The following is a 21,682-nucleotide window of genomic DNA, read 5'->3' on the forward strand; positions in this document are numbered from 1 at the left end:
GCAACGCCTGCAACTTTCCGCCGGGGGTGACGGCGGGACTGTGGGCGGGCACCCGGCCGTCTGTCCCGCCCGTCACAGACGCTTCGCCTGCCGCGGTTTCCCGGAGCCGGATCCTGCTGCGCGTGCCGTGGACGGTAACGGGTTCGGCCCAGGCCAGCCACCGGGAATCAGGGCTGAAGGCCAGGTCCTCGACTGCCCCGTGCCCGCTGTCAGCGACCTCGAGCAGTTCGGCGGATTCGACGTCGAGCAGATAAACCTTGCCGAATTCGGTGGCAACGGCGACCAGCTTTCCGTCCGGGCTGGGGACCAGCTGGGATGTGCGGGTTGGTGCCGGGAACGGAACTCGAACCAGGCCGGTCTCCGCTGCTTTCTCCTGCGAGGCGAGCACCGCGTCGGACGTGGCCTGGGAATCTTCCGGGCCTTCATCTCCGCCGGCCGGAGCCGGTGCGTGGACAGCGGCGGCAGGCACAGCGGTGCTGCCGGCTGCCGGGCGGCCCAGGGCCGAGACCGGACGGGGCAGTTCCGTTTCCGCCTGGCCGTTCCGGGCCTGTGCCTGGGCCGGAGCGGGCGCCGGTACGGAAGCCGGACGTGGATCTCCGGCCGCAGGCAGGGAGGCGAAGACGTCCTTGATGAACAGGGCCTCTTCGTTGTCCGGGTCGGCTACGAACACGGCACGGCCGCCGGGCAGCGGCCGTCCCAGTCTGGCGCGCACACCGGGAGTCGCTTCGATGACGCGGGACGGGCCGTCTTTGTGGGTCAGCCAGTGCAGGGTGCCGTGGGTCTCCACCACACTGGAGGACCCGTTGGTGTCCGGAACGGCAGTCCGAAGGTGCTGGGCAGCGTTCAGCGGACGCGGCCGGCGGCTCGTTCCGGCGGAACCCAGCGTAATGTCCAGGCGTTCCGGCTCGGCATCCAGGCTGGGCAGAAGCCAGAGGGAACCGGCGGATTCGAAAATGATCCGGGTGCCGTCCGAGGACGGATGGCGGACGTAGAAGTCCTGGAAGTCGGTGTGCCGGCGCAGGTCGGTGCCGGACGGGGTCACGGAGTAGATATTGCCGTAGCCCTCATGGTCGGAGAAGAAGGCGATCCGGCCCTCGATCCACATGGGGTAGGCCAGGTTGCCATCCAGCTCCGGGACCAGCCGGACAAACTCGCCGTTGCCGTCGGCGTCGATCCATAGTTTCCCGGCTGTACCGCCGCGGTAACGCTTCCAGCGGGCGGGCTCCCGGCTGAGCACCGATCCGATGACCAGCGGCTGCTCGTCGCCAAGTGCGGGGCCGTGGGCCAGGGTATCCAGCGGGCCGTAGGGCAGCCTGGACGCCGCTGATCCGTCCAGCGGAACCTCATAGGCCCAGCGCAGCCGGAGGTCCTCGAATTCGAACGGGCTCGTGGCGATCACGGCGCCCGAGGGGGCGAAGCCGCGGACCGTGGTGTTGGGGTTTCCCCAGAACGTGAGCCGGCGGAAGTCACCGCCGTCGGTATCAGCGGTGACGACTTCAGGAGCGGCACCCTGCGTAACGCTCCAGGCAATCCGTGAACCGTCTGGGGAGAAGCGGGGGTTGCGGACCGGCAGCTGCATTGCGGAGACACGCCAGGCCCGGCCGCCGGAGACCGGCGCAACCCACACGTCGTCCTCGGCCACAAAGGTCACGCGGTCACCGTGCAGGTCAGGGTAGCGAAGGTACGGAGTTGAACTCATACCTTCGATCCTATCTTTCGGCGTCTGTACGCTCCTGAAGGCTTGCCGCCGCCGGCAGCACGGCGGTGATCCGCCACTGCTGTCCGGTCCGTTCCAGCTCCAGGAGGACTTCCTGCCGCACCGGGCCGCCCGGTGCGGCAGCAGCCGATCCATCGCTGCGCACCTGCTCCCATTCGGAGAGTGCGGCCGAGACAGCGACCCGTGCCTTCGCCCCGGACGGGACTGCGACGGTATCAGCCCGGAACACTTCAATGTCCAGGCCGTCCAGTCTCTCCCCGCGTTCCTCCAGCGCCCGGATCTGTTCCAGGTCTGCGGTTTCGGCGGAGGAACCCGGCGCATTGACCCAGCCCAGCAGCTGCACGCTGCCCCGTTCGAAAGCCCGCGCACGCAGCTCCGAGAGCACCCGGGCTGCGGCCGCCGGATCGTCACCGGTTAGTGCTGCAGTTTCCTGCGCTGACGGTTCGGCCGCTGAAGCCGCCGGGACTTCGGCAGTTTCCTCTGCCCCGGTGTTCTCTTCCGATCGCCCGCCGTCCGCTGCCTGATCCTGTGAGCCTCCTGCGGCAGGAATAACACGGGCAGTATCCTGCCTCAGGAGCTGGGGTGCCGCCAGCGCCACCGCTGCAAGCCCCGCGGTCGTGCCGACCAGCAGGGTGGCAGCAACCAGCCAGGCCCTCCTTGCCGGGAACGGCCCCCTGACCGCCAGGGTCCGCCGGCGGGCATCATCCCATGGATGTCTTGACCGGCTCCGCCATCCCGGCAACCGCCGTCGCCGCGCACGCTTTGTGTCCCCGTGTGCCCGTCGGGTGCGCAGCTCCGGGCGGACCGACGGATGGACCGCGGGCAGCAGATCCACGGGTTCTGCGGGGCAGGCCCGAAGCACACGGCGGGCGAAGTCCCCCGCCAGCGGCCGAAGGGCAGGATCTTCCTCCAGTGCGGAGTCCAGCAGGTCCCGCAGCACCGCCGGAAGCTGAGGGAGCAGCACGCTGAGCGGAGGTCGCAGGCCCGGCACCAGGGGCCGTCCGGTCAGCATGAACCAGCCGAGAGCGCCCAGCGCGTAGACGTCGGCTGCCTGCCCTGCTCCCGCAGCCGCCGCAGCAGTACGGTCAGGGGCCATAAAACCGGGAGTTCCGGTTTCTCCGCTGCTGGGCTCTGCGAGCAGTTTTCCGGTTCCGAAGTCCGCCAGCAGCGGTTTCCCGTTGGCCGTGAACAGGACGTTGCCCGGGGCAACGTCCCCGTGTACGGCTCCCTCTTCATGCAGGCAGGCCAGCGCCCTTCCCACGGCAACCAGCACGGTGACCGCCTCGCCTGCACCCAGCGTTCCGCGGGCGGCCATGAGGCGCGCCAGGCTGTCTCCCGGCGCGTACTCGAGCAGCAGCCCGGGACCGGAGGCCGTAGAGAGGACTCCTTCCACGCCGAGCAGGTTCTCGTGGCGGTATCTGGAGAGGATGGCCAGCTCGCGGCGCAGCTCAAAGTCCGCTGCCGGGGTGTCCCGTCCGAGCGGCATCTTCAACGCGTAGCGCCTGCCGCCGCCGTGCTGCTCCACCAGCCACACGGATGAACTGCTGCCGGTTCCGAGGCAGCGGCCCACCCGCCACTGTGCTTCCGGGAGCACCGGCGGGGCCGGCGGCCCGGCGTACCCCGCAGCGGGCGTATCCGGAGCTGGGTTCGTCTGCATGCCGACAGTTCTAGCCCGTCTGGCGCATCTCTGCAGAAGTTATCCACAGCAGGAAGAAAACGTGACGGGAAACACATCCGCATTCCGTCCCATTCACCGCTAGGGTAGCCCCTATGGATCTGCAGTTTCTGCGCGTTGGCCTTGCCCCGGAGTACCTCGACTACAGGGCGGGCTGGGAGCTCCAGCGCAAGACTCACCGCGATGTGCTTGAAGGCAGCTGCGGAAACACGGTCTTCCTGCTGGAGCACACCCCGGTCTACACGGCGGGCCGCCGCACCGAACCGCACGAGCGCCCCTTCGACGGCACGGAAGTGGTCAACGTGGACCGCGGCGGCAAGCTCACCTGGCACGGCCCGGGCCAGCTGGTGGGCTACCCGATCTTCCGGCTGCCTGATCCCGTGCTCGTGGTCGACTACGTGGCGGCGCTGGAAGACGCCATCATGGCTGTACTGGCTGACTACGGTGTGACGGGGCGGCGGGTGGAAGGCAGGTCCGGTGTCTGGATCACCGGCGGAGACGGCGGGCAGGACCGCAAGATTGCCGCCGTCGGAATCCGCGTGGACCACGGAGTCACCATGCACGGCTTCTCCCTTAACTGCAGCAATGACCTGGCGCCGTACGCGCAGATCATTGCCTGCGGCATCACTGATGCCGGCACCACCTCCCTGAGTCAGGAAACGGGCACCCCGGTGACACCTGCTGCCGTTGTGCAGCGGGTGGAAGAGGAACTGCAGCGCACCCTGGGAAGCCTGCTGAACCGCCCCGGAACATCCGGGTCCGTACCTGCGGGCACCGGCACAACCGAAAAACCGCAAGGAGCTATGACGTGACACTTGCCCCCGAAGGCCGCCGCCTGCTGCGCATCGAGCAGCGAAACGTCGCCGTTCCGGTGGAACGCAAGCCCGACTGGATCAAGGCCAAGGTCAACATCGGCCCGGAGTACGTCCAGCTGAAGGGACAGGTCAAGAAGGAGGGCCTCCACACGGTCTGTGAAGAGGCAGGCTGCCCGAACATCTTCGAATGCTGGGAAGACAAGGAAGCCACGTTCCTCATCGGCGGCTCGGAATGTACGCGGCGCTGCGACTTCTGCCAGATCGATACGGGTAAGCCGTCACCGCTCGACCGCATGGAGCCGCTCAAGGTTGCCCGGTCCGTCCAGTCCATGAACCTGCGCTACGCCACAGTAACCGGCGTCGCCCGCGATGACCTGGCGGACGAGGGAACCTGGCTCTATGCCGAGACCATCCGACAGATCCACGCCCTGAACCCGGGCACCGGCGTCGAAATCCTGATCCCGGACTTCTCCGGCAAGCCCGAACACATCCAGGCCATCTGCGACGCGGCTCCCGAAGTGTTCGCCCACAACGTGGAGACGGTGCCCCGGCTGTTCAAGCGGATCCGCCCGGCGTTCCGCTATGAGCGGTCCCTCGACGTGATCACGCAGGGCCAGGCGCTGGGCATGGTGACCAAATCCAACCTCATCCTCGGTATGGGTGAAACCCGGGAGGAAATCTCCGGTGCGCTGCGCGACCTGCGCGAGGCCGGCTGTGACCTGCTGACCATCACCCAGTACCTGCGCCCCAGTGAGCGGCATCTTCCCGTGGACCGCTGGGTGAAGCCGGAGGAGTTTGTCGAGCTCAGCGCCGAAGCCGAAGAGCTCGGTTTCCTCGGTGTGATGAGCGGACCGCTGGTGCGCTCCTCGTACCGGGCCGGACGGCTGTGGGCCGGCGCCATGCGCAAAAAGGGACGTGTCCTGCCGCCCAATCTGGCACACATCACCGATTCCGGGACCGCCGCACAGGAGGCATCCGCCGTGCTGGCCCGCCGGTAAGGCAGTACTTTCCCCCAGACTCCAACGGCCCGGCGCCTCCCTGTGTCACGGGGAGAAAGCGCCGGGCCGTCATCACGTAGAATTGACGCATTATGGCCAACAGCACTGATTCCGACGCATCCAAGGGCGCCCGCCGCGGCCTCTTCTCCCGCAAGCCGAAGGCGGAAAAGAAGAACAAGCAGCCCGGCCGCATGAAACAGATCGCCGATGTCTTTAAGATGACCCGGCGCAACGACCCCAGCGTTATCTGGCGGATGGTTGGTGCCTTCGTCGGCATCATTGCCATCGGCCTGATCATTGGGTTCCTGATCGACAACTGGGTCACGATGCTCATCATCGCGATCCCGCTCGGTCTGCTGGCGGCCATGTTCATCCTCTCCCGCCGCGCCGAGCGTGCCGCCTTTGCCCAGATCGAAGGGCAGCCTGGGGCCTCCGGCGCTGCGCTCTCCGTCCTGCGCCGCGGCTGGATCCTCGAGGAACAGCCGGTGGCCGTGAGCCCCCGCACCCAGGATGCCGTGTTCCGCGCGATCGGCCGTCCCGGCATCGTCCTGGTGACTGAAGGACCTTCGAACCGTGTGAAGGCCCTGGTGGACGGCGAACGGCGCAAGATGAACCGCATTGTCCCCAATGTTCCGGTCCACGTGATCCAGACCGGCCGCGGCGAGGGCCAGGTTCCCCTGCAGCAGGTGGCCAAGAAGGTCAAGAAGCTCAAGAAGTCCCTGACGAAGCAGGAAGTCCAGGCCGTGAACAAGCGACTCTCCGCCATCGGCCAGCGCCTGCCGATCCCCAAGGGAATCGACCCGTACAAGGCCCGCCCGGACCGCAAGGCCGCACGCGGCCGCTAAACGAAGCCAAACAGAACGCCCCCGGCAGATCATGCCGGGGGCGTTCTTTCGTTTACAGGAGGATCAGCGTCCGTGCTTGACTTTCACAAGGACGGTCTTCATGGCACGGTCGTGCAGGCCGCGCTGGTCGGCGTCGAATATCAGGGCCGGGATGACCAGGCACAGCAGGACGGTGCGCACGACGCCGGCAAGGGGGCCGGCTGCCCCGCCGTCCAGTTTCTGGACCTGCAGGCTGAAGACACGGTGGCCGATACTGTAGCCCAGCAGGCCAACGAGCAGGATCTGCTCTGCTGCGAACACCAGCAGGATCGAGTTGCCGGTGCCGCCGAAGAAGGCATAGGCGATGAGGGATGCCACAGCCCAGTCGATAACCAGGGCACCCAGCCGCGGGCCAACCCGGGCAATGGAGCCGGGACCGGTGCGGGGCCTTCCCAGCCGGCGGCCCGGCCAGTTGCTTTCATCTGACGGGGGGCCTTCGAGCCATGAACCTAAGCTTCTTCTGTCAACCACCGTTTAAGACTACCGGGTTGCAGCAGCCCCGCGGTCGGACTGTGAAGCGGCCAATTATGCCTGTCACAGCGCGCACAGGCTAGGGTGGTCACAGGAGCATGATGCACGTAACGTTGCCGAAACATTGGTGACACGGGCGGGTAATGGGGTGCTCCTAGACTATTTTCAGTTGCCGGATCCTGCGGGAATTCCCAGCTGGCGCACGGACAGGCCACCGCCCGAGGCCTTCCAACCAAACATGTATAAGGAGCATAGACACGATGTTCAAGAATGCGGACGAGGTCCTCAAGTTCATCGCTGACGAAGATGTGAAGTTCGTCGACATCCGGTTCACCGACCTTCCCGGCGTGCAGCAGCACTTCAATGTGCCGGCCAAGTCCGTGGACGCCGACTTCTTCGTCAACGGCCAGCTCTTCGACGGGTCCTCCATCCGCGGTTTCCAGGGAATCGCCGAATCCGACATGCAGCTGATCCCCGACGTCACCACCGCGTTCCTGGACCCGTTCCGCATCGAGAAGACGCTCGCACTGAACTTCTCCATCGTCAACCCCCGCACCGGCGAGCCCTACCACCGCGATCCCCGCGGCGTGGCTGAGCGCGCCGAGGCCTACCTGGCTTCCACCGGCATCGCCGACACCGCGTTCTTCGCACCCGAAGCCGAGTTCTTCATCTTCGACAACGTGCAGTACGAATCCGCCCCGCAGGGCAGCTTCTACAAGGTCGACTCGATCGAGGCACCCTGGAACAGCGGCCGTGAAGAAGAAGGCGGCAACCTGGGCAACAAGACCCCGTTCAAGGGCGGCTACTTCCCCGTTGCTCCGGTGGACAAGCAGGCCGACCTCCGCGACGCTATCTGCGTCGAGCTGGACAACGCCGGCCTCGAGGTCGAGCGCTCCCACCACGAGGTTGGCGGAGCCGGCCAGGCCGAGATCAACTACAAGTTCACGACGCTGACCCACGCGGCTGACGACCTGATGAAGTTCAAGTACATCGTCAAGAACGTCGCCGATGCCTGGGGCAAGTCCGCAACCTTCATGCCGAAGCCGATCTTCAACGACAACGGCTCGGGCATGCACTGCCACCAGTCGCTCTGGAACGGCGGCGAGCCGCTGTTCTACGACGAGAAGGGCTACGCCGGCCTCTCTGATGTTGCCCGCTGGTACATCGGCGGCCTGCTGAAGCACGCTTCCGCCGTCCTGGCCTTCACCAACCCGACGGTGAACTCCTACCGCCGCCTGGTTAAGGGCTTCGAAGCCCCGGTCAACATGGTCTACTCGCAGGGCAACCGCTCCGCCGGTATCCGCATCCCGATCACCGGTTCCAACCCGAAGGCCAAGCGCATCGAGTTCCGCGCTCCGGACCCCTCCTCCAACCCGTACCTGGCATTCGCTGCGCAGCTGATGGCAGGCCTGGACGGAATCAAGAACCGTATCGAGCCGGCAGACCCGATCGACAAGGACCTCTACGAGCTCCCGGCCGAGGAGGCCAAGGACATCCAGAAGGCACCGGGCTCCCTCGAGGAAGCCCTGGATGCCCTGGAGGCCGACAACGAGTTCCTGCAGGCAGGCGGCGTGTTCACCCAGGACATGATTGAGGCGTGGATCGCCTACAAGCGCGAGAACGAGATCCTGCCCCTGGCAATGCGCCCGAACCCGTACGAGTTCGAGCTCTACTACGGTGTCTAGGATTTTCCGCGGCTGACCCAGCCGCCGCTTCAAGGCCCGCACCGCTGCCCCGGCAGCAGTGCGGGCCTTTTACTTTCCCGACCATCGGCTGGGAGGCATTGACGTCCCGGACAATCCGGTGGACGGTGGACGCATGCCCGGATCAACGCAGCCGCTGTGGGACAGCCTCGCCTTACAGGTGGAGTCGGGGTGGTGCCCCGGTCTTGTTGCCGGCGTCCGGATTGCCGGGCAAACCGAGGTCCGGGCCTTTGGCAGCCTGGATACTTCCGGATCAGCACCGGTCACACCGGACACCCCGTTCCGCATCTCGTCGCTGAGCAAGCTTGTGGGCGGTGCCCTGGCCCTGGATCTGGTGGCGGAAGGAAGGCTGGCATTGGACGACGACGTCTCCCGCTGGCTCCCCGGCCTGGGCGGACTGCGTGTACTCGCTTCCCCTGACGCACCGCTTTCGGTGACGGTTCCGATCCGCGGGCCGGTGACGCTGCGCCACCTGCTCACGTTCACCGCAGGGTTTGGCATCGACTTTGGGCAGACCCCTTACTCCGCGGCGACACGGGAGCTGCTCTGGGGACCCAATCCCCCTGACGTGGACCCGGACACGTACCTGGCCCGGCTTACAGAACTGCCCCTTGCGGCCCAGCCGGGACAGCGCTGGATGTACCACTCCGGTGCCGACCTGCTCTCGGTCCTGCTCTGGAAAGTTACCGGCAAGCCGGTTTCAGACCTGCTTGCTGAACGAATCACCGGCCCTTTTGGCCTCACCGGCACCGGCTTCCCCACCGGCTCAGAAGAGTTCCCCGCCGTCTACCAGCTGGAGGACGGCGAGCTTGTCGAGGCGGAGGACTACCGGGACGCGTTCAGCATCCCGCCGCGCTTTGAATCCCTCGCCGGCGGCCTGGTCTCGACCGTGCCGGATTATCTTGCCTTCCTCGCTGCGATGGCCGACGGCGTCCTGCTCCCCGAAACCTTGGCCGCTTCAATGGCGGCGGACCAGCTGGTCGGCAGCCAGCGCACCGGTTTCGCCCAGATGGCCGGCTCCCAGGAGAGCTGGGGCTACATGACGGCGGTGCAGACCGAACCGGGTGCCCCGTGGTCCGAGCCCGGCATGTGGGGCTGGGCAGGTGGATCCGGAACCAGCGCGGCGGTATATCCGAACGGGGACATCGGAGTGCTGTTCACCCAGCGGTTTATGTCAGGTCCACAGGACAGCTTCGACTGGTTCTGGGAACCTTTCGGGAATGTTCGGACCACCGCGCGCGGGGGCTAGTACACAACCCGCTTAACGCACGACGGCGGTGCCGCCCCCAGCCGGGCCCCGCACCGCCGTCGTTATCAGCCGTGAGCCTAGAGGACCTTCGCCAGGAAATCCTGCAGCCGCGGGGACTGCGGGTTCCCGAAAAGCTCCTCCGGGGAGTTTTCCTCCACGATGTTGCCGTCGGCCATAAAGACAACCCGGTCAGCCACTTCGCGGGCGAAGCCCATCTCGTGGGTGACCACAACCATGGTCATGCCTTCCTTGGCCAGGTCGCGGATAACCTGGAGGACCTCGCCGACCATTTCCGGGTCAAGGGCGGAGGTTGCCTCGTCGAAGAGCATCACGTCCGGCTTCATCGCCAGGGCACGGGCAATGGCTACACGCTGCTTCTGGCCGCCGGAGAGCTGCGCCGGGCGGGCATCGGCCTTGTCGGCCAGTCCCACCCGGTCCAGCAGCGCCAGGGCGTTCTTACGCACCTCGGCCTTGGAACCCTTTTTGAGTTCCACCGGTGCCAGCATGATGTTCTCCAGCACGGTCATGTGCGGGAAGAGGTTGAAGTGCTGGAATACCATGCCAATATGCTGGCGGACCTTGTTGAGGTCCACCTTCGGGTCGGTGAGGTCAAAGCCGTCAATGACGACCTTGCCCGCGGTGATGTCTTCGAGCTTGTTCAGGCAGCGCAGGAAGGTGGACTTGCCGGAGCCGGAAGGCCCGATCACGCAGACCACTTCGCCTTCGGCGACGGCGACGTCCAGTCCCTTCAGGACCTCGACCGGGCCGTAGGACTTGCGCAGGCCGATGGTTTGGATCTTGCTCACTTGTTGAACCTCTTATCCAGGACGTCCGCCAGCTTGGTCAGCAGGGTGATGACGATGAAGTACAGGGCCGCGACGATGATCAGCACCTCTGCGGTGCGGAAGTTCACTGCGTAAACCTGCTGTGCCTGGTACGTCAGTTCGGCGAAGCCGATGACGGCCAGCAGCGACGTGTCCTTCAGGGTGATCACGAACTGGTTGATGAAGGACGGGGTCATGATCTTCACGGCCTGCGGGATGATGATCTTCTGCATGGTCTTGCCGTAGCCAAGGCCCAGGCTGCGGGCCGCTTCCATCTGGCCCGGATCCACGGACTGGATGCCGCCGCGGACGATCTCCGTCATGTAGGCACCGGCGTTCAGGCTCAGGGTGAGGACACCGGCGGTCAGCACATCGACCGGCTGGCCGATGAGCTGCGGAAGGCCGAAGTAGAAGAAGAATGCCTGCACCAGCACCGGGGTGCCGCGGAAAATCGACACATAGGTGGTGGCGATGCCGCGCAGCACGATCTTGGAGCTGACCTTGAAGAAGCCGAAGATCACGCCCAGGATCAGGGCGAAGAAAAGGGACAGCGCGGTGGCCAGCAGCGTCAGGCCAAGGCCCTTGGCGAAGGCGGGCGCGTTGTCGGTAACCAGTGACCAGAAGCTGGAGTCGGCTGCACCGGCGTCCAGGTAGCGGTCCAGGATCTCGTCGTATTCGCCGGATTCGCGCAGGTCCGCAAGACCGGCATTGAAGGCCTCAAGCAGCTCGGGGTTGGTGTCAGCGTTGACGGCGAAGCCGTAGGAGGAACCAACCTCCTTATCGGTGACTGTCTTCAGCCCGTTGCCCGACTTGATGCCGTACGCCAGGACGGGGTAATCATCAAAGACGGCAACGGAAGAGCCGGCCTTGACGTCGTCGTACATCTGCGCGGACTGGGCGAAGGCAATGACGTCGAAGCCGTACTGGTCCTTGATGGACTCGGCGAACGCCTGGCCTTCGGTGCCCGTCTTGACGGCCACCCGCTTGCCCTCAAGGTCCTCGTAGCCGGAAATCTCGTTGTTGCTCTCTGCCACGGCCATCTGGATGCCGGACTCGAAGTACGGGTCGGAGAAGTCGAAGACCTTCTGACGTTCTTCGGTGATGGACATACCGGCGATCACGCCGTCCACCTGGTTGGACTGCAGCGCCTGAAGGGCAGCGTCGAAGCCGAGGGAACGGATTTCCACCGAGAAGCCCTGGTCTTCGGCGATCGCGTTCATCAGGTCAATGTCGATGCCGACCAGTTCGCCGTTCTCGCGGAACTCGAAGGGCGCAAAAGTTGTATCTGTACCGATGGTGTAAGTCTTGCCGGCCGCCTCACCGGCAGCCGGAGAGGTGGCCGCGAAGGCCCCGGATGCGGGAATACCCAGCAGCAGCGCTACAGCTGCCAGCAGGGAGGTGAGGGGAACCGCGAGTGAGGCGGGGCCCTTGGGCACCCGTTTGCCACTGTGCAAAGTAAACATCTCCTAGCTAATGGTTCGCGGCGATGCGCAGCAAACGCCACCAAAGAGCCTACTAGGAATGCGGGCACCGAAATTACCGCAGGGCACCGGAAGCGGCCTCAGCCAACCCCGTAACCGTAGAACCAGCGCTCGAAGACTCCTCGTGCCCGACGGGTGATCCGAAGATAGTCTTCTTCCAGAACTGCGCCCTGACCTGCGGCGTAACCGCACCAGCGGGCCACAGCCTCCAGTTCCCTGCGGGAGGAGGGCAGCACATCCGGGTTTCTCCCGCCCCGAATCACATTTGCGCAACGGATCCGGCTGGCCAGCAGCCAGCTCTCCCGCAGGATGGCGGTATCCGCCTCCGGCAGGAACCCTGCGTCAGAAAGCGCATCCAGCGCCGGGAGCGTGGCCGTCGTGCGCAGAGCCGGATACTTGCGTGCGTGCTGCAGCTGAAGGAGCTGCACCAGCCACTCGACGTCGCTGAGTCCTCCGCGGCCCAGTTTCAGCTGCCGGGAGGGATCGGCGCCGCGCGGCAGCCGCTCGGCTTCCACCCGGGCCTTGATCCGGCGGATCTCCCGCACGTCGGTTTCGGCCAGCTGCTCGGGATACCGGATGGGATCAACCAGGGACATGAAATCCTCCCCCAGTCGGTCGTCACCGGCCATGGGCCGCGCCCGCAGCAGTGCCTGGGCCTCCCAGGCCAGCGACCAGCGCTCGTAGTACCCCGCGTAGGAGTCCAGGCTGCGTACCAGCGGTCCCTGGCGGCCCTCCGGCCGCAGCGCGGCGTCGAGCTCCAGGACACGTTCCGCCTGGACCGCCGGACGGCAGGGCTGCTGGATCAGGGAGGAGACCAGCTGCACGATCTTTTCCGCCTGGCTCTGCGCCGACTGGGCGTCGCTGCCGGGCAGCGGGCGGTGGACGTACAGCACATCGGCGTCGGACCCGTAGCCGATCTCGCGTCCGCCCTGGCGTCCCATGGCCACCACCAGGACGTCCGTGAGCTGCTCCTCGCCGGCGTAGACCTCGTTCTCAGCCACGTGCAGGGTCCCCAGGACCGCAGCACGGTCGTTGTCAGACAGCGCCCGGCCGACGTCCTCCTGCGTGAGCAGTCCTGCGCTGTCGGCCAGCGCAATGCGCAGCATCTCCCGGCGCCGGATCAGGCGGATCAGGCGGACGGCTTCCTCTGGCCGGGGGTGCCGGGACATCTTGGCCCGCATTTCCTGCCAGAGCGAATCGAAGCTGGACGGCTGAAGGTCCTTGTCCGTGCCCAGCCAGGCGGTGGATTCCGGGGAAACCTCCAGCAGTTCACTGATGAACCGGGAGGAGGAAAGGATCTGGCAGAGCCGCTCCCCCGCGGCCGAGGAGTCCCGGATCATGCCCAGGAACCAGTGGCTGTCACCGAGCGATTCACTCAGGCGCCGGAAACCCAGCAGGCCGGCGTCCGGGTCCACGCCGTCGCCCAGCCAGCCCAGCAGGACCGGCAACAGCTGGCGCTGCAGCGCCGCCCGGCGGCTGATACCGCTGGTCAGTGCTTCGATGTGCTTCATGGCGCCGCGCGGATCCGCGTAGCCCAGGGCTGCCAGCCGGGCCTGGGCGGCCTCGGGGCTGAGCCGGACTTCGGCTTCGGAGAGGTTCGCCGCGGTGGCCAGCAGCGGGCGGTAGAAGATCGCTTCATGGAGCCGCCGCACCAGCCGCTTGGTCCGCTGCCAGTTCTCCAGCAGCCGCTCGGCGCTGGGCCGGACCAGGGCCAGGGCTCCCGCCGAGGACTTGGAGAGGGCGCGCAGCGCGGGCTCGGACTCGGGCATCAGGTGGGTCCGGCGCATGTGCACCATCTGGATCCGGTGCTCCAGGACACGCAGGTACCGGTAGGCCGCGTCAAGGTCAGCTGCGTCGCCGCGGCCGATGTAGCCGCCCTCGCTGAGCGCCGCGATGGCTGCCGTGGTGGTGCGGACCCGCAGCGATTCGTCGATCCGGCCGTGGACCAGCTGCAGCAGCTGGACCGTGAACTCCACGTCCCGCAGCCCGCCCTTGCCCAGCTTGATCTGCCGGGTTTCCTCGTGGGAGGGAATGTGGTCGGTGACCCGCCGGCGCATGGCCTGCACGGACTCCACGAACCCGTCCCGCTCCGAGCTGGACCAGATCAGCGGTGCCACGGCGTCCTCATAGCGCCGGCCTAGTTCAGGATCTCCGGCCACGGCGCGTGCCTTGAGCAGTGCCTGGAATTCCCAGGTCTGCGCCCAGCGCTGGTAATAGTGCAGGTGCGAATCGAGGGTCCGGACCAGCGGTCCGTCCTTGCCTTCGGGGCGCAGGTTCGCGTCCACTTCCCACAGGCCCGGTTCCGGCGCCGAGGCATTGATCACCCGGGATATGCCCGCGGCCATGGCAGTGCCGATCCGGCCGGCCAGCGTTTCATCCAGGTCCGGCGCGTCGAGCACGTAGATGACGTCGACGTCGGAAATGTAGTTGAGTTCGCTCGCCCCGCACTTGCCCATGCCGATCACGGCCAGGCGCACCGCAGCGACGTCGGCAGCTGCGAAGGCGTCCGCCAGCTCCGCGCGGGACACTGCCAGCGCCGCCTCGAGCGCCGCGCCGGCCAGGTCCGCCAGTTCGCGGCCGACGGCGGGCATGGTGTCTTCCGGGGAGGCGGCACCGAGATCCCGGATCGCCAGGTCAAGCAGGTGCCGGCGGTAGCGGGTTCGCAGCTGCACGTAGGCTTCGGGGCCGGTCAGGCGGGCCACCGGATTGGGACCGGAACCGGCCTGCACCGACTCCAGCAGGGACGCGCGGAGCGTTCGGGCGGGCACCTGCCCGGGCTCGGCACGCAGCCCGGTGTTGAACAGCTCTGCGTTCTCCGGATGCCGCATGACAAACTCGGCCAGTGCTTCTGACGCTCCAAGGACCCGGAAGAGGGCTTCGGACTCATCCTGCTCCCCCGCCACGAGTTCCCCCAGTTGGGGAATACGGGAGAGCAGCCGGACCAGGGACTGCAGCGCCATGTCCGGGTTCGCTGCGCGGACGAACCCGGCGAAGAGCCGTTCCTGGTCGATCCCGTCCAGTTCCGGGGCGGCCAGGAACCGTTCGCTTTTCTCCAGGTCCGTAAAACCGGCGGCGATCAGGCGTCTGGTCAGGCTCATCGGCGGTCCGCTTCCGTTAGAGGATGCTCAGGTTCTTCTTCAGCTCGAAGGCCGTCACCTGCTGGCGGTATTCGTTCCAGTCGGCCTGCTTGTTGCGCAGGAAATTCTCGAACACCTGCTCACCCAGGATCTCCGCGACCAGCTCAGAGTCCTCCATGACGCGGATGGCGTCGTGCAGGCTTGAGGGCAGGGGCGCGTGTCCCATGGCGCGGCGCTCGGCGGCGCTAAGCGACTCGATGTCGTCCTCGGCGCCCGGGGGCAGCTCGTAACCTTCCTCGATACCCTTCAGACCGGCTCCAAGGAGCACCGCGTAGGACAGGTACGGATTGGCCGCGGAGTCAATGCCGCGGTATTCGATCCGTGCGGACTGGCCCTTGCCCGGCTTGTACAGCGGCACCCGCAGCAGGGCAGAGCGGTTGTTGTGGCCCCAGGACAGGTAGCTCGGTGCTTCTCCCCCGCCCCAGAGGCGCTTGTAGGAGTTCACGAACTGGTTGGTGACGGCGGTGAATTCAGGTGCGTGCCGCAGGATGCCGGCCATGAACTGGCGTGCCGTGGTGGAAAGCTGGAATTCGGCACCGGCTTCGAAAAACGCGTTGGAATCGCCCTCGAACAGGGAGAAGTGCGTGTGCATGCCCGAACCCGGGTGGTCGGAGAACGGCTTGGGCATAAAGGTGGCGTAGCAGTTGGTCATCAGGGCGACTTCCTTGACCACCGTCCGGAACGTCATGATGTTGTCCGCCGTCTGCAGCGCATCCGCATAGCGCAGATCGATCTCGTTCTGACCGGGACCGGCCTCGTGGTGGCTGAACTCCACGGAGATGCCCACGGCTTCCAGCATTGAAACCGCGGTACGGCGGAAGTCCTGGGCGACGCCGCCGGGGACATGGTCGAAGTAGCCTGCACGGTCCACCGGTACCGGTTCGCCGTCGGGTCCGGGCTGGTCCGACTTCAGCAGGTAGAACTCGATTTCCGGATGCGTGTAGCAGGTGAAACCCATGTCCGCGGCCTTGGCGAGCTGGCGCTTGAGCACGTAGCGGGGGTCTGCCGCGGAGGGCTGGCCGTCCGGGGTGAGGATGTCGCAGAACATCCGGGAAGTCTGTTCCTCGTCACCGCGCCAGGGCAGGATCTGGAAGGTGGAGGGATCCGGCTGGGCCAGCATGTCCGACTCGAAGATGCGGGCCAGGCCCTCGATCGAGGAGCCGTCGAAGCCGAGGCCTTCCTCGAAGGCACCTTCAACTTCTGCCGGGGCCAGGGCCACGGATTTCATGGATCCGACAACGTCGGTAAACCACAGCCGCACGAACCGCACGTCACGTTCTTCGATCGTTCGCAGAACGAACTCCTGCTGGCGGTTCATGCTTAACCTCTTTCGCTGTACTTCGCTTGGCGGTTTCCGGATTCGGCCTGCATTTACTCTACCCAGCCCGGGTGGCTTTTTCGGCTCTGGACGACGCGTGGCTTCGGACATTACGCGCAGGACATATTCCCCGGCCGCGGCACGGCCCGGGCCAAGGTTTAGTAGTCTCAAAGGATGACCAGCGCTGAACAGCCCAAACCGTACGGCACCGAACAGAGCGCGGCACCGGTGCCGCCCCGGCGGGTTCGAACCTCCTACCTGCAGCAGCTCAAGGACACCGGCGGAAAGTTCGCCATGCTTACTGCCTACGACCAGTACACGGCCCAGATCTTCGACGAGGCCGGTATTGAAACCCTGCTGATTGGCGATTCGGCGGCCAACAACGTGATGGGCCATGAAACCACCCTGCCCATCACGCTGGATGAGATGATCGTGTTCGCCAAGTCCGTCTCGGCCGGCGCCAAGCGTGCGCTGATCGTCTGTGACCTGCCGTTCGGTTCCTACGAGGTCTCCCCCGCGCAGGCCATTGAGTCGTCCGTGCGCCTGATGAAGGAAGCCGGCGTCCAGGCCGTGAAGATGGAAGGCGGCGCCCACTACGCGCAGCACGTCCGTGCCATGACGGCCGCGGGCATTCCGGTGATGGCCCACGTGGGCTTCACCCCGCAGAGCGAGCATGCCCTGGGCGGCTACAAGGTGCAGGGCCGCGGCGGTGCCGCTCAGGCCGTGATCGATGACGCCGTCGCGCTGGCTGAAGCGGGCGCGTTCTGCGTGCTGATGGAGATGGTCCCCGCCGACGTGGCGGCAGCAGTGGATGCTGCGGTCCGCGTGCCCACGATCGGTATCGGTGCAGGCAACGCAACCACCGGACAGGTGCTCGTGTGGCAGGACATGGCCGGCATGCGCGGCGGCAAGGCACCGAAGTTCGTCAAGGCCTTTGCCGACGTCCGCTCAGTTCTCTCGGACGCGGCGCGCGAGTACGCGGACGAGGTCCGCAGCGGAACATTCCCGGGCCCGGAGCACAGCTTCTAGGCCTGGTCTGCCGGCCGGGCGGATTCCGGCTTTCCGGCCGCCCGCCGGCAGGACGTCAGTCTTCGTCCTTGTCCCACGCTTCGTTGCGGGCTTGGACCTTCTGCAGGGCGGCCGCGGCTTCTTCCCGTGTCTGGTACGGCCCCAGCAGCTTCGTCCAGTCCGACTGCGGGCCCACCTCTACTTCGTGGGTCTGAACATTGAACCAGTACTCGGCCATGGGCCCTCCTCCATCTCGGCCCGGACACCCTGTTGGGCTTGCCGGGGGTGCACATTCGAGCGGCCATGCAGCAGCACGGAACGCTGGCGATAAGATCGATACTATGCCCCAGAATATTGCCACCGCACCCCTTGGCCGCCTGCAGCCGGGAACGCTTTCTCCCCGCCGGCCGGTGCCGGCGTCGATTGCGCGCCCCGAATACGTGGATAAGGATGCCCCCGCAAAATTCACCGGCTCAGAGGTCAAGTCAGCGGAGACCATCGAGAAGATCCGCATTGCCAGCCGGATCGCCGCACAGGCGATCGTCGAGGTGGGCCGGCACATTGAACCCGGTGTCACCACCGATGAGCTGGACCGGGTTGCCCATGAGTTCCTGCTCGACCACAACGCCTACCCGTCCACGCTGGGCTACCGGCACTTCCCGAAGTCCATCTGCACCTCCATCAATGAGGTCATCTGCCACGGCATTCCTGACACAACCGTGATCCAGGACGGGGACATCGTCAACGTGGACATCACCGCCTACATCAACGGCGTGCACGGAGACACCAACTACACCTTCCTGGCCGGGAACGTGGACGACGAGTCCCGGCTGCTCGTCGAACGCACCGCAGAGTCACTCCGCCGCGCCATCAAGGCCGTGATGCCCGGACGCGAGATTAACGTAATAGGCCGCGCCATTGAGTCATATGCCAAGCGGTTCGGCTACGGTGTGGTGCGGGACTTCACGGGACACGGCGTCGGCGAGGCCTTCCATACCGGCCTGATAATTCCGCATTACGACGCCGCACCGGCCTACAGCCGCCTCATCGAAACCGGAATGGTGTTTACCATTGAGCCTATGCTCACTCTCGGGACCATTGAGTGGGACATGTGGGAGGACAACTGGACCGTGGTCACAAAGGACCGCAAGCGCACCGCCCAGTTTGAACACACCCTGCTCGTCACCGATGACGGCGCCGAAATCCTGACCCTGCCCTAGGGCACCGCCTAGCACTGGAGAACCATGGCCAAGAAGCAGAAGAACAAGCACGACGCCGTCATTGGCATCGACATCGGCGGTACGGGAATCAAGGGCGGCATCGTTGACCTCGCCAAGGGCAAGCTCATCGGCGACCGCTTCCGGATTCCGACGCCGAAGCCTGCCACCCCCCAGGCAGTCGCCGGCGTCGTTGGCCAGATTGTCGCCGAGCTCTCCTCCCGTCCCGAGGGCCCGGGTACCGATGTTCCCGTCGGCGTGACATTTCCGGCGATCATCCAGCACGGCGTGGCACGCTCCGCGGCGAACGTGGACAAGAGCTGGGTGGATACAGACGTCGACGCGCTGCTGACCAACGCGCTGAACCGTGAAGTGCAGGTCATGAACGACGCCGACGCCGCCGGCCTGGCCGAAGCGCGCTACGGTGCCGGCCGCGGTGTGGACGGCACCGTGCTTGTCATCACTCTGGGTACCGGCATCGGATCGGCCCTCATTTACAACGGCTCGCTGGTTCCCAACGCGGAGCTGGGCCATCTGGAGATCGACGGCGTCGACGCCGAAACCCGGGCCTCCGCCTCAGCCCGCGAACGCGATGACATCAGCTGGGAAGAGTATGCCAAGCGCCTGCAGCGGTACTTCTCCCACGTGGAGTTCCTCTTCTCCCCCGACCTGTTCGTTATTGGCGGCGGCATCTCCAAGCGCAGCGAGGACTTCCTGCCCCTGCTGGACCTGCGCACCCCCATGGTCACGGCAAACCTGAAGAACAACGCGGGAATCGTCGGCGCCGCCCTCCAGGCCGCCCTGCACTTCAACTACGTCAAGTAGCCTCAACCTCATCGAGATCGCAGAAAGTGCCCGTTAGAGCGTTCTAACGGGCACTTTCTGCTATCTCGATGGGGGCGGCTACTGGGCGGTCAGCGGACGCTGCGCACCCGCGGGAACACCGCCGGCACGCGCTGATTCCGCACGCAGTGCGGCAATTGCCGTCTCGAAGTCTTCCAGTGAATCGAAGGACTGGTAGACGCTGGCAAAACGGAGGTACGCCACCTGGTCCAGTTTCTGCAGCGGCTGCAGGATGGCCAGGCCCACTTCGTGGGCCTGGATCTCGGCGACGCCGGAGGCACGGATGGTCTCCTCCACCTCCTGTGCCAGCAGCGCCAGGTCATCCTCGCTGACCGGGCGGCCCTGGCAGGCCTTGCGCGCCCCGTTGATCACCTTGCTGCGGCTGAAGGGCTCAGCCACGCCGGAACGCTTGATGACGCTGAGGCTGGTGGTCTCCACGGTGCTGAACCGGCGTCCGCATTCGGGACACTGCCGGCGGCGGCGGATCGCTGAGCCGTCGTCAGCCAGGCGGCTGTCCACGACCCGCGAATCGGCGTTGCGGCAATACGGACAGTACATTCCTCGGTCCTTTCACACGCGGGCGGCGGGCTTGGCGCCCTCATTCTAGGTCTCGGCCCCGCCCGGGTCACAACCGGGCCGGAGCTGGTGGCAGCGCTAGCCGGCGAACCGGATACTGACGGCGTCACCGTGGGCCGGGAGGTCCTCCGCCTGCGAGAGCGCGACGACGTGCCCGCTGACCTCGTTCAGCGCATTCCGGCCGTAGTCGATCACCTGGATGGCGCGCATAAAGGTGGTGACGTTCAGTCCCGAAGAGAACGCGGCCGTTCCGGCTGTGGGGAGCACATGGTTTGAACCGGAGCAGTAGTCGCCCAGGCTGACCGGGCTGTAGCTGCCCACGAAGATCGCGCCGGCGCTGGTGATCCGGCGGGCCACCGCTGCGGCGTTGGCGGTCTGGATTTCCAGGTGTTCGGCACCGTAGGCATTGCAGACGGCAATTCCGGCGTCCAGCGAGTCCACGAGTACGACGGCGGACTGCGGTCCGGCAAGCGCCGTGCGCACCCGTTCGGTGTGCTTGGTAGCCGGAACCTGTACGTCGAGTTCCGACCGCACCGCGTCGGCTAGCTCAGGTGAGTCCGTGACCAGCACGGAGGCCGCGTTGGGGTCGTGTTCAGCCTGGCTGATCAGGTCTGCTGCGACGAACTTCGGTTCGGCTGTGGCATCGGCGAGGACGGCGATCTCGGTGGGGCCGGCTTCAGCGTCGATCCCGACGACGCCCTTGACCAGGCGTTTGGCGGTGGCCACGAACACGTTGCCGGGGCCGGTGACAACGTCCACCGGTGGCAGTGCGGGGCCGGTTTCGCCGGCGGGGATGCCATAGGCGAAGGCGGCGATTGCCTGGGCGCCGCCCACTGCGTAGACCTCTTCGATGCCCAGCAGTTCCGCTGCAGCCAGGATGGTGGGGTGCGGCAGTCCGCCGAATTCCTTCTGCGGCGGCGAGGCCAGGGCCAGCGATGCGACACCGGCAGCCTGCGCCGGAACCACGTTCATGACGACTGAGGACGGGTAGACAGCCAGCCCGCCCGGTACATAGAGACCCACCCGGTTTACCGGAACCCAGCGGTGAGTGACCTTCGCGCCGTCGGCGATGTCCACCTCGACGTCCGCCGGACGCTGCGCCTCGGCAAACAGCCGGGCACGGCGGATGGATTCTTCCAGTCCGGCACGTACTGCCGGGTCCAGGTTCTCCAGCGCCTCGACGAGGGCCTCCCGGGGAACCAGCGGATGGTCCTGCCGGACGCCGTCGAACTTCTCCGCCAGTTCTGCCAGTGCCGCGAATCCGCGGGAGCGGACGTCGGCAATGATCGCCGCGACGGCGTCCGAGGCCACGTCGGTGGTGGTCTCGGCGCGCGGCATCACGGCCTTCAGCTGTGCAGGGGTATGCGTACCGCCGCGCAGGTCGAGGGTACGCAGGGACTCAAAGGGCTGAGGAGTTCGTTCAGGAGCGGAGGAAGTCACAGCCCCATTCTACCTAGGCATCAAGGCATGCAGGCCCCAGCAGCACCTTCAAGTCGCCGAAGAGCGACGGCGTGGGGTTCACCCGAAGGTCCACGCCCAGTTTCATGACTTCCACCGTGCGGTTTCCGTTGAGCCGGATCTGCACTTCCGAGGTTCCCGGGTGGGTCCGCAGCACGTCTCCCAGCTGGGTCACTACGGTTTCGGTGGCCTTGTACGTGGCCATCGAAATCACCACCGGCCCGGAGTGTCCTTCACTGAGGTCGGGGACCGTCAGTTCCTGGGCGTTCAGCGTCACCGCGCCGTCGTCGCGGCGCTGCAGGCGGCCG

The 21,682-nt window shown here is 66.1% G+C and carries 17 protein-coding genes and 2 pseudogenes; 8 read left to right on the forward strand and 11 right to left on the reverse strand.

All coding sequences use genetic code 11. The features are described from left to right. Positions 1–1,699, reverse strand: a pseudogene (locus TVC13_RS15555) (peptidase S41); the annotation flags it as partial. A gap of 10 nt (positions 1,700–1,709) precedes the next feature. Further along, positions 1,710–3,374, reverse strand: coding sequence for a serine/threonine-protein kinase (locus tag TVC13_RS15560; RefSeq protein WP_422402083.1), 1,665 nt, complete (start codon positions 3,372–3,374; stop codon positions 1,710–1,712). Positions 3,375–3,463: 89 nt separating this feature from the next. Between TVC13_RS15560 and lipB the strand changes: the two are divergent. The 3 genes and pseudogenes from lipB to TVC13_RS15575 form a co-directional block, all read left to right on the forward strand. Next, positions 3,464–4,204 (forward strand): annotated as a pseudogene (gene lipB, locus TVC13_RS15565) (lipoyl(octanoyl) transferase LipB); the annotation flags it as partial. Continuing rightward, positions 4,201–5,205, forward strand: a complete 1,005-nt coding sequence (gene lipA, locus TVC13_RS15570) for a lipoyl synthase (protein WP_422402084.1) — start codon at positions 4,201–4,203, stop codon at positions 5,203–5,205. The pseudogene lipB and the gene lipA, both read left to right, overlap by 4 nt. 92 nt (positions 5,206–5,297) lie before the next feature. After that, positions 5,298–6,050: a DUF4191 domain-containing protein gene (locus tag TVC13_RS15575; RefSeq protein ID WP_422402085.1), complete on the forward strand. Its 753-nt coding sequence runs from the start codon at positions 5,298–5,300 to the stop codon at positions 6,048–6,050. A gap of 63 nt (positions 6,051–6,113) precedes the next feature. Here the strand turns inward: TVC13_RS15575 and TVC13_RS15580 are convergent, their stop codons facing one another. Next, positions 6,114–6,560, reverse strand: coding sequence for an RDD family protein (locus TVC13_RS15580; RefSeq protein ID WP_422402086.1), 447 nt, complete (start codon positions 6,558–6,560; stop codon positions 6,114–6,116). A gap of 260 nt (positions 6,561–6,820) precedes the next feature. Between TVC13_RS15580 and glnA the strand changes: the two genes are divergently transcribed. Together glnA and TVC13_RS15590 are read left to right on the forward strand one after the other, a co-directional pair. Further along, positions 6,821–8,245 (forward strand): type I glutamate--ammonia ligase, encoded by a 1,425-nt coding sequence (gene glnA, locus TVC13_RS15585; RefSeq protein ID WP_422402087.1) that lies wholly within the window; start codon positions 6,821–6,823, stop codon positions 8,243–8,245. Between the two features lie 133 nt (positions 8,246–8,378). Continuing rightward, positions 8,379–9,512: a serine hydrolase domain-containing protein gene (locus tag TVC13_RS15590; RefSeq protein WP_422402088.1), complete on the forward strand. Its 1,134-nt coding sequence runs from the start codon at positions 8,379–8,381 to the stop codon at positions 9,510–9,512. 77 nt (positions 9,513–9,589) lie between these two features. On the opposite strand, the gene TVC13_RS15595 is transcribed toward TVC13_RS15590, so the two are convergent. From TVC13_RS15595 to TVC13_RS15610, 4 genes are all read right to left on the reverse strand, one after another. Further along, a complete protein-coding gene (locus TVC13_RS15595; RefSeq protein ID WP_422402089.1) occupies positions 9,590–10,318 on the reverse strand; it encodes an amino acid ABC transporter ATP-binding protein in 729 nt (242 codons plus the stop codon). Continuing rightward, positions 10,315–11,790, reverse strand: coding sequence for an amino acid ABC transporter substrate-binding protein/permease (locus TVC13_RS15600; RefSeq protein WP_422402090.1), 1,476 nt, complete (start codon positions 11,788–11,790; stop codon positions 10,315–10,317). Before TVC13_RS15600 ends, TVC13_RS15595 begins: the two co-directional genes overlap by 4 nt. A 107-nt stretch (positions 11,791–11,897) precedes the next feature. After that, positions 11,898–14,915, reverse strand: a complete 3,018-nt coding sequence (locus TVC13_RS15605; protein WP_422402091.1) for a bifunctional [glutamine synthetase] adenylyltransferase/[glutamine synthetase]-adenylyl-L-tyrosine phosphorylase — start codon at positions 14,913–14,915, stop codon at positions 11,898–11,900. Between the two features lie 16 nt (positions 14,916–14,931). Further along, a complete protein-coding gene (locus tag TVC13_RS15610) occupies positions 14,932–16,272 on the reverse strand; it encodes a glutamine synthetase family protein (protein ID WP_422402092.1) in 1,341 nt (446 codons plus the stop codon). A 174-nt stretch (positions 16,273–16,446) separates the two neighbouring features. Between TVC13_RS15610 and panB the strand changes: the two genes are divergently transcribed. Beyond that, positions 16,447–17,301: a 3-methyl-2-oxobutanoate hydroxymethyltransferase gene (gene panB, locus TVC13_RS15615; protein ID WP_422402093.1), complete on the forward strand. Its 855-nt coding sequence runs from the start codon at positions 16,447–16,449 to the stop codon at positions 17,299–17,301. 55 nt (positions 17,302–17,356) lie between these two features. Here panB and TVC13_RS15620 read toward each other — a convergent pair whose 3' ends face one another. Next, positions 17,357–17,518 (reverse strand): SPOR domain-containing protein, encoded by a 162-nt coding sequence (locus tag TVC13_RS15620; protein WP_422402094.1) that lies wholly within the window; start codon positions 17,516–17,518, stop codon positions 17,357–17,359. Positions 17,519–17,621: 103 nt separating this feature from the next. Here TVC13_RS15620 and map point away from each other — a divergent pair, with 103 nt between their 5' ends. After that, a complete protein-coding gene (map, locus tag TVC13_RS15625; RefSeq protein ID WP_422402095.1) occupies positions 17,622–18,500 on the forward strand; it encodes a type I methionyl aminopeptidase in 879 nt (292 codons plus the stop codon). 24 nt (positions 18,501–18,524) lie between these two features. Then, positions 18,525–19,322: a polyphosphate--glucose phosphotransferase gene (gene ppgK / locus TVC13_RS15630; RefSeq protein WP_422402096.1), complete on the forward strand. Its 798-nt coding sequence runs from the start codon at positions 18,525–18,527 to the stop codon at positions 19,320–19,322. A gap of 78 nt (positions 19,323–19,400) precedes the next feature. On the opposite strand, the gene nrdR is transcribed toward ppgK, so the two are convergent. The 3 genes from nrdR to TVC13_RS15645 form a co-directional block, all read right to left on the reverse strand. After that, positions 19,401–19,898: a transcriptional regulator NrdR gene (nrdR, locus tag TVC13_RS15635; RefSeq protein WP_091605618.1), complete on the reverse strand. Its 498-nt coding sequence runs from the start codon at positions 19,896–19,898 to the stop codon at positions 19,401–19,403. 96 nt (positions 19,899–19,994) lie between these two features. Beyond that, positions 19,995–21,356 (reverse strand): histidinol dehydrogenase, encoded by a 1,362-nt coding sequence (hisD, locus tag TVC13_RS15640; RefSeq protein WP_422402097.1) that lies wholly within the window; start codon positions 21,354–21,356, stop codon positions 19,995–19,997. Between the two features lie 13 nt (positions 21,357–21,369). Further along, positions 21,370–21,682, reverse strand: a 313-nt coding sequence (locus TVC13_RS15645) for a hypothetical protein (RefSeq protein WP_422402098.1), incomplete at its 5' end; no start/stop codon positions are given.

Source organism: Arthrobacter sp. 3Tela_A, assembly GCF_049311025.1.
Taxonomy (GTDB): Bacteria; Actinomycetota; Actinomycetes; order Actinomycetales; family Micrococcaceae; genus Arthrobacter_B.